The organism is Candidatus Methylacidiphilales bacterium, assembly GCA_025056655.1.
Lineage (GTDB): Bacteria > Verrucomicrobiota > Verrucomicrobiia > Methylacidiphilales > JANWVL01 > JANWVL01.
Window position 1 is genome coordinate 1 of the sequence record JANWVL010000010.1, and the last position, 1,350, is coordinate 1,350.

At 40.3% G+C, this 1,350-nt stretch carries 2 protein-coding genes; both read right to left on the bottom strand.

Features of this window, described 5'->3' with window-relative positions:
- Positions 1-147: 147 nt before the first annotated feature.
- A complete protein-coding gene (locus NZM04_00505; protein MCS7062525.1) occupies positions 148-624 on the bottom strand; it encodes a hypothetical protein in 477 nt (158 codons plus the stop codon).
- A gap of 3 nt (positions 625-627) precedes the next feature.
- Positions 628-1,350 (bottom strand): hypothetical protein (locus NZM04_00510; protein MCS7062526.1); only part of this gene is annotated, 723 nt, incomplete at its 5' end.

Consider the following 1,350-nt stretch of genomic DNA (forward strand, 5'->3'; position numbering starts at 1 on the left):
ACGCTGTGTCCATACGCATCATTCACGTTCCCCCTTGCCACCGCACTCCCTCCCGTGCCGCTTCCTTCCTCGATCCACGCTTGTATGCCGCCGCTGCACTGGAGTGATTTGCGCAAATTGCCCGCTACACTTCTCATCTTATTTTTATCAAAAACTTTCAGTCACTAATTCCCATGTTTTTGTTCTGCTGTTATAAGACATATAAGGATAGTGCTTATCTCGGTATCTTCTAAAATTTAAAGTAAAAGTTCTCCCTGCTGAATATGTCCTTATTATGTTTCCATCTATATCCTTGCTATAGTCCCATCTCGGTTTGTAATACTCCCATTCACCAGCCCCGGCAATAGGGGGAGGTAATTTTTCGATATATTTTGATAAAAGATCATCGAGTTTTTCAGGATAATATTGGTGATCTTTAAAGTATTCTTCTAAAGCTACCGCTATACGATTTCCGCGTAATTGACTTTCTAAAATATTTGATTTTGTCCAATTCCCTCTTATCAAAAAAATATATATCGATGCTAAAATTATTATAAAAATAACGCCAACAATAAATATGTTTTGTAGCCACATTATAATCGTCTTCTCATCTTGGTTGATAAGAAACTTTATCATCTTCTTCATAAATTATCGTCCATTAAATATCCTTGAATCTGTATCGTCTATTGCTGCCTCTCCACTGTATATCGCCTCTCTTGCACGTTGTTCTATAAATCGCCTAGATTCTTCAATGCTCATCGGCCCGCCAGTTGTTATCAAATGTCCTTGGTATGATATAGATATTGGATTCTCTATCATTTCTCGAATCTCATTCCCTATTCTTAAACCAATTTTGTTGTTGAATTGATCTCTAAGACTATCATTGGTGTTTTCCTGTCCTTTCTCATGAAAATTTCCTATATTCCTTGCCACATCTATACCGTGATTCACCGTCAATCCTGCCATCCATGCTATATGCCGCGCTGATTCGCTTGCCCCCCAATTAGGATCTGTGATTTCTCTTCCAATTTCACTCCCAAAACTCTTTGCCCATTGTCCTGTTGTTGGCGTTGTAAACGGAATATTAAACATCGGTTGCGCATCCCAAGCCGCACTTGGCCCTGCACCCAAAAGAGCATCCTTAATCTGAAAAACAGAACGCCCTTGGCTTACAGAATCAGAACTGCTATTGTATCCAGGGTTTAACTTGGATGTTAAATCATTGCTCTGAGCTTGAGTAAATGGACTCGCAACAAAATTCATCGAATTCCCTATCTGCGTCGGATTAAAACCTGAGATCCCACTCGTCAACCCGCTCGAATGCCGTCCCGTCGGATCCACAGCATTCACCGGATCATTATTCGCATAACT

Excerpts from the sequence above, each read along its gene's own strand:
- NZM04_00505 (MCS7062525.1), bottom strand. The coding sequence starts at position 624 with ATGAAGAAGATGATAAAGTTTCTTATCAACCAAGATGAGAAGACGATT.